At 61.6% G+C, this 6,288-nt stretch carries 4 protein-coding genes; 3 read left to right on the plus strand and 1 reads right to left on the minus strand.

The features are described from left to right. Window position 1: 1 nt before the first annotated feature. On the plus strand, window positions 2-1,342 hold the full coding sequence (gene astB, locus B2W52_RS09375; RefSeq protein ID WP_008169251.1) for an N-succinylarginine dihydrolase: 1,341 nt from the start codon (window positions 2-4) through the stop codon (window positions 1,340-1,342). A 22-nt stretch (window positions 1,343-1,364) separates the two neighbouring features. Here the strand turns inward: astB and B2W52_RS09380 are convergent, their stop codons facing one another. Further along, window positions 1,365-2,000, minus strand: coding sequence for a TetR/AcrR family transcriptional regulator (locus B2W52_RS09380; protein WP_008169253.1), 636 nt, complete (start codon window positions 1,998-2,000; stop codon window positions 1,365-1,367). A gap of 166 nt (window positions 2,001-2,166) precedes the next feature. Here B2W52_RS09380 and B2W52_RS09385 point away from each other — a divergent pair, with 166 nt between their 5' ends. Then, window positions 2,167-3,246, plus strand: a complete 1,080-nt coding sequence (locus tag B2W52_RS09385) for an efflux RND transporter periplasmic adaptor subunit (RefSeq protein WP_273070035.1) — start codon at window positions 2,167-2,169, stop codon at window positions 3,244-3,246. Beyond that, window positions 3,246-6,272, plus strand: coding sequence for an efflux RND transporter permease subunit (locus B2W52_RS09390; RefSeq protein ID WP_273070034.1), 3,027 nt, complete (start codon window positions 3,246-3,248; stop codon window positions 6,270-6,272). Before B2W52_RS09385 ends, B2W52_RS09390 begins: the two co-directional genes overlap by 1 nt. Window positions 6,273-6,288 lie beyond the last annotated feature (16 nt).

The raw sequence follows: 6,288 nt of genomic DNA on the forward strand, positions 1-6,288 counted from the left end.
CATGGTGAAACACGCGGTTGAAGCAAACTTCGATGGTCTGGTCGGTCCCACCCACAATTACGCGGGACTGTCCTGGGGCAATGTAGCCTCCAAATCCAATGTCAGTTCCGTCTCGAATCCGAAAGAGGCGGCACTGCAGGGCCTGGCCAAAATGAAGCGCCTTGCGGACCGGGGCTATGTGCAGGGCGTTCTGCCTCCCCATGAGCGGCCGCATATTCCGACACTTCGGGCCCTGGGGTTCGAAGGTCCGGACGCTCGCGTTCTCGAGCAGGCGGCCAAATCCAGTCCATCGATCCTGGCGGCAGTCTCTTCTGCGTCGCCGATGTGGACGGCCAATGCGGCCACGGTATCGCCGAGTGCCGATACCTCTGACCATCGCGTGCATTTCACTCCGGCCAACCTGAGCGCCAAGTTCCACCGTTCCATTGAGCATGCGGTGACCGGACGGGCTCTGAAATCCATTTTTGCCGACGAGAGCTATTTTGCGCACCATCCGGCGCTGCCATCAGTGAGCCACTTTGGCGATGAGGGCGCGGCCAACCACACCCGGTTGTGTGCCGGTTACGGTGAGCCCGGCGTGGAACTGTTTGTGTATGGCCAGATGGCGTTCAACGAGCAGGCTCCGGCTCCGAAGAAATACCCGGCACGGCAAACGCTTGAGGCATCCCAGGCGGTGGCACGGCTGCATGGTCTCAGGGACCAGAATGCGGTGTTTGCCCAACAGAATCCGGACGCCATTGATGGCGGCGTTTTCCACAACGACGTGATAGCGGTGGGCAACGGTAATACGCTTTTCTACCATGAAATGGCGTTTCTTAACGAAGCGCAGGTGCTGGCGGACATCAGGGAGCGGCTCACCGGTGCCGAGCTGGAAGCGGTCCGGGTCAGCAGTGCCGATGTGCCGCTGGAAGATGCCGTGGCCTCCTACCTGTTCAACAGTCAGTTGCTGAACACACCCGACGGCATGCTGCTGGCGGTGCCCGGCGAGTGCCGAGAAGTGGCTTCGGTCAGCCGTTATCTGGATGGCCTGGTGAAGTCCGGCGGGCCGATCACCGCGGTGGAAGTGTTCGACGTCAAGCAGTCTATGCGCAATGGCGGTGGCCCGGCCTGTCTGCGGTTGAGGGTGGTGCTCAACGACGATGAGCTGAAAGCCATCAACCGGGGTGTGTTGCTCACCGATGAACTCTATGAGCGCCTGACCACCTGGGTGGAAGCCCATTACCGGGATGAACTCAGCCAGAACGAGCTTGGCGATCCGATGTTGCTGGAGGAGGTTCGCAAAGCCCTGGACGAACTCACCGGGATCATGGGCCTGGGCTCCATCTACGATTTCCAGCTCTAGCAGCCTGCCGGGCTGCGAGTTGTCAGGCAGAAATCGACGACGTCAGCATATCCATGGTGTGCCGGATCAGCTGCTCGGCCGGAAACGCCGGGTTACCCTCGCCCATTTCCGACTGGCAGAGCAGGATCACCCCGTGCAGGGCCCCGCGCAGGTACAGTGCGGTCTGAACGGGGTCGTTGATCCGGTCGCGGTTCATGGTGCCGTCCCGTAGCCCCAGTTCGATGGCCCCCACCATCAGCTCCATCAGGTCTGATTTGGAGCACAACATTTCCTCTGCCTGACTTTCGTCTGCCTCTGCCATGGCGGTGGACGCCTTGGTCAAAGCCGAGAAGTAATCCGGTTCCTCCAGATAGAAGCGATAATAGGATTCTCCCATCGCCCGGATCTGGCTCAGCCCGTTATCCGCGGTCTGTCTTGCCTCTTCAAATCGACGGAACAGGCTATGGCCCGCCCTGAGCATAATGCCCCTCTGTATCGCAGCCTTGTCCTTGAAGTACACGTACAGCAAGGCCCGGCTAAGGCTGGCGGTACGGGCGATGTCGTCCATGGACGTGCGTTCGTAGCCCTTTTCCGAGAACACCAGTTCGGCGGCGTCCAGGATGGTGTCGTAACGGGCCTGTTTCTCACGCTCGCGACGGGTTTTCAGCGGTTCGCTCATTCAATCATCCGGTAAGTTGGCAACAGCACGCATAGGATACCTGAAATCGAATCAAACCCGATTATTGACAAAATGTCAAAGAATGACATGATGTCTAAATCAATCATCGGGTTTCTCCAGGGACAGGACCCCGCCAACTACACAAGCAAGGATGAAAGGAAGAGTCATGACACCACTTCGAATCCCCGTTGCCATCGTTTCTCTTGCGGTTTTTTCACTGTTTCTGTCGGGCTGTAAAGCCAGTGACGTAGCCCCGGAGCCCGGGCAGCAGAAGGTTTCAGTGCGTGTGTCTGAAGTTTCCGGCGGCGAGAGCCAGGATATGCCGCTGCGGTTTTCCGGAATTGTTCGTGCTACCCAGCGAGCGACACTGACCTTCCAGGTCAGTGGCACCCTCAAGGAGCAGGCGGTGGAGCTCGGTCAGAAGGTACAGGCCGGTGATCTGCTCGCCCGGGTCTACAATCCAGGCCTGGAGCCGGCCCGGGATTCTGCCAGGGCCCGCCTGGAAGAGTTGAGAACCCAGTATCAGCAGGCTCAGCGGGAGTGGGAACGCTCCAGTCGATTGCACGAGCGCGGTGTGGTGTCCGAGCAGACGCTGGAGCAGCTTGCCGCTCGGCGGGATTCCCTGGAGGCCAGCGTAGCAACGGCGCGGGCCTCCCTGGCGGAGGCAACCCAGCTGCTCGAGGAAAGTACACTTCGGGCGCCCTTTTCCGGACGGGTTGAAGCCCTGCTGGTGGAGCGGGACGAATTCGTGGCGGCCGGACAGCCGGTGATGCGGCTTTCCTCGCCCGAGGGCCGTGAGGTCGAGGTGCGGGTACCGGCGTATCTGCTGGATCATGTCGAGCTGGAGCAAACCTTGCCTGTCTGGTCCGTCCAGGACCGCAGCCGCCCCGCACAATCCGGTTCGGTGGTCGAGATTGCCCAGGCCGGCGCCATTCGCGGCGAGCTGCATCCGGTTCTGGTGAGCCTGCCGGTAAACACCCTGGAGCCCGGCCAGCCGGTAGAAGTGGGCATCACGCCTGTTCGGGAATCTGCCATCACAGTGCCCCTGCTGTCGGTGATCCGCAACGCCGAGGGCGTCAGTGTGTTCCGGGTCCGGGATAATGTGGCCTCCCGTGTTGCGGTGGAAGTCGACCGGGTCGTGGGCGAGCGGGTGGTGGTTACCTCTGGCGATTTGTCCCCGGGTGACCTGGTGGTTTATGCCGGCATGACACGGCTGGCGGACGGTGATGCCGTGGAGGTGCGCTGATGACCCGCCGGCTTCTGAACTGCCAGCGTCTGCTGGGCATGGTGGTGACCATGCTCTGCCTGTTGGGTATCGCGGCTTACAGCACCATGCCACGCCAGGAAGACCCGTCGTTTCCCTACCGGGCCGGCCTGATCAGCATCAACTATCCGGGTGCCAGCGCCGAGGCCGTTGAACGGCTCGTACTCAGGCCCCTGGTGGATGAACTTCGGCAGGTGGAGGAGGTGGATTATACCCAGTCCACCGCCCGTACCGGCGTTGCCATCGTGCGCCTGCGCCTGAATGACGACATCTACGACACCGACCCCGCCTGGGACCGAGTGCGCCAGGCCATGGAGCGCGCGAAGCAGGACTTCCCGGACGATGTGGGCCGGATGGTACTTGATGACCGTCTAATCGATATTCCTGCCATCGTCATGGCCGTAGGTGGCTCGCCCTCGGTAACGGAACTATCCGACGTTGCTGAACGGTTGAAGCAGAACCTCTCGGATTTGCCGGGGGTTTCCCGGATTGAGCTGGAAGGCGATGCAGACGAGCAGATTACCCTGGCACTGGACGATGCCGCGCTCTTCCGGCTTGGTATCTCACCGGCGCGGGTGCTGGACACGCTGGCGCGGCGAAACCAGACCATTCCCGGCGGCTTCGTGGTGGTCAATGGCCGCCGCCTGTCGGTCCTTCCCAACAGCGAGTTTGCCGATATTGACGCCATCCGCGCCACGCCCATTGAACTTCCGGATGGCTCCCAGGTGCCCCTGGCCGCGGCAGCGGATGTCTGGCGTGGACCAGTAGAACCCAGACAGCCGGAAACCTGGTACGACGGCGAACGGGTGGTGCTGGTCTCCATCATTATGGAAGAGGGCACCACCGATGCGATCCGCTTTGGTCAGCGGGTGCGCGAACGCATGGAGCAGATTCGCGGAGACTTTGAACCCTACGAGATCCGGGAGATGTTCTTCCAGCCGGACAAGGTTAAGGAACGGCTCGATAACCTGGCCTGGAGCCTGGTGCTTTCAGTGCTGATCATCGTGGCGGTGGTCTTTACCGGCATGGGCATTCGTATGGGGCTGCTGGTCGCGTCCATTCTGCCCATGGTTGCCCTGATCAGTGTCGGGCTCTATGACCTCGGTGGGGGCGTGCTGCATCAGATCGCCGTCATTGGCATGGTGATCTCATTGGGCATCCTGATCGACAACGCCATCGTGATCGTCGAAAACATCCAGGGGCACCTGGATGAGGGCATGCGGCGGCTGGATGCCCTGCGCCAGGCCGTCAGCGAGCTGGCCGGCCCGCTGGGTGCCTCAACGGGAACGACACTGGCGGCCTTCGCACCCCTGCTTCTGGCCAAGGGCGGTGCTGCGGATTTCACCCGTGGCGTGCCGGTTATGATCATGCTGACACTGTCCGTCAGCTATCTGTTGGCTATCTCCGCCGTTCCCTTGCTGGCGGCCAGATTCCTGAAGCCCCGCCGCAAGGCGGGCCAGGACCGATTGATCGGAGTAGCCCGTTTTCTGGGTGGCCTGGTATCCCGTTACCCCGGACGGCTGATTACCGCCGGCGCCATACTTGTGGGCATCAGCCTTGCGATGACCCCCTTCATGGCCCAGCAGTTCTTTCCGAATGCCGATCGCCCGAGGGTGATTGTCGAAGTCTACATGCCCGAAGGCACCGACCAGGCCCGCACGGCTGAGGCCACGGAAAGTCTGGAGCGAATTATCCGTTCACAGCCGGACGCCCTGAAGGTCCACCGGTTCTTAGGCTTCACCGGACCTTCATTTTATTACAACCTGCAGCGCGCCCCCCAGGCACCGAACCGGGCACGGCTGGTGGTTACCACACCCACACTGGAAGACACTACCGGCATGATCCGCTGGATTCGCGCGCACGTGAAAGACCAGATGCCGGAACTGGATGTGACCGTGGGTATCCTCGGGCAGGGGCCGCCCAGGGCTGCGCCGGTGGAAATCCGTGTCTACCATGCCAATGATGGTGCCCGGATCGAAGCGGTGGAGCGGATCTTCAGCATTCTGAGAGGCGTTGAGGGCACGGTTGATGTCCGCCATGACCTGGATATTGGCGTTCCGAGTATTGCCATCAACGTCGACGATGCCACGGCGGCCCGCTACGGCCTGACCCGGGCCGATGTGGCCCAGAGCCTCTATGGCCAGAGCTTTGGTGTGGTGGCTGAGCGCTATCGCCAGGAAGAGGATCCCATCCCCTTGGTGCTGCGTTCCCGCGAGGGCACGGCCCTGTCGCTTTCACGGTTGCTGTCAGTGAATATCTACAACGACCGGGGGGACGCCGTACCGCTCTCAGCAGTAGCGACAGTGGATACCACCTGGGAACCGGCGGCTCGATACCTGCGTGATGGCGTAAGAATGAACACCGTCACGGCTAATCTCGAAACCGGTTACAGCTTCAGCCAGGCTCTGGACGGCCTTTACGCAGGGCTTGAGAGAAACCCGTTACCGCCGGGTACCCGCATGGCCATGGGCGGCGATGCTGAGGGCTCCGGTGAAGCCAATACCGCATTGCTCACCGCAGCCCCCATCGGGATGCTTTTGCTGCTGTTCTTCCTGCTGCTGCAGTTCAACTCCTTCCGCCGGGTCGGCATTATCCTTCTGACGGTGCCGCTGGCTACCGTCGGTATTTTCCCCGGATTGGTGCTGTCCGGCTCACCCTTCGGTTTCCAGTCTCTGCTTGGCGTGATCGCCCTCGTGGGAATCGTGGTGAACAACGCCATCGTTCTGCTGGACGTGATGGATCGGGAACTGGAGAAAGGAAGAGACATCCGCGACGCCATGCGCAACGCGGTAGAGCAGCGCACCCGCCCGATCCTGCTGACCACAGCAACCACCGTGGCCGGCCTGCTGCCATTGGCATTCTCAAGCTCCACGCTCTGGCCACCCATGGCCTGGGCCATCATCTCCGGCCTGCTGGCCTCAACGGTGCTCACGCTGCTGGTCATCCCGGCTGTCTGCACCCAGTTGATCAAAGCCAGCGTGCCGGAACCCGAAAACGCCCCGGCCTGATCAGCCGGAACGAGGG

It is taken from the genome of Marinobacter sp. UBA2498, from assembly GCF_002341575.1.
GTDB lineage: Bacteria > Pseudomonadota > Gammaproteobacteria > Pseudomonadales > Oleiphilaceae > Marinobacter > Marinobacter manganoxydans.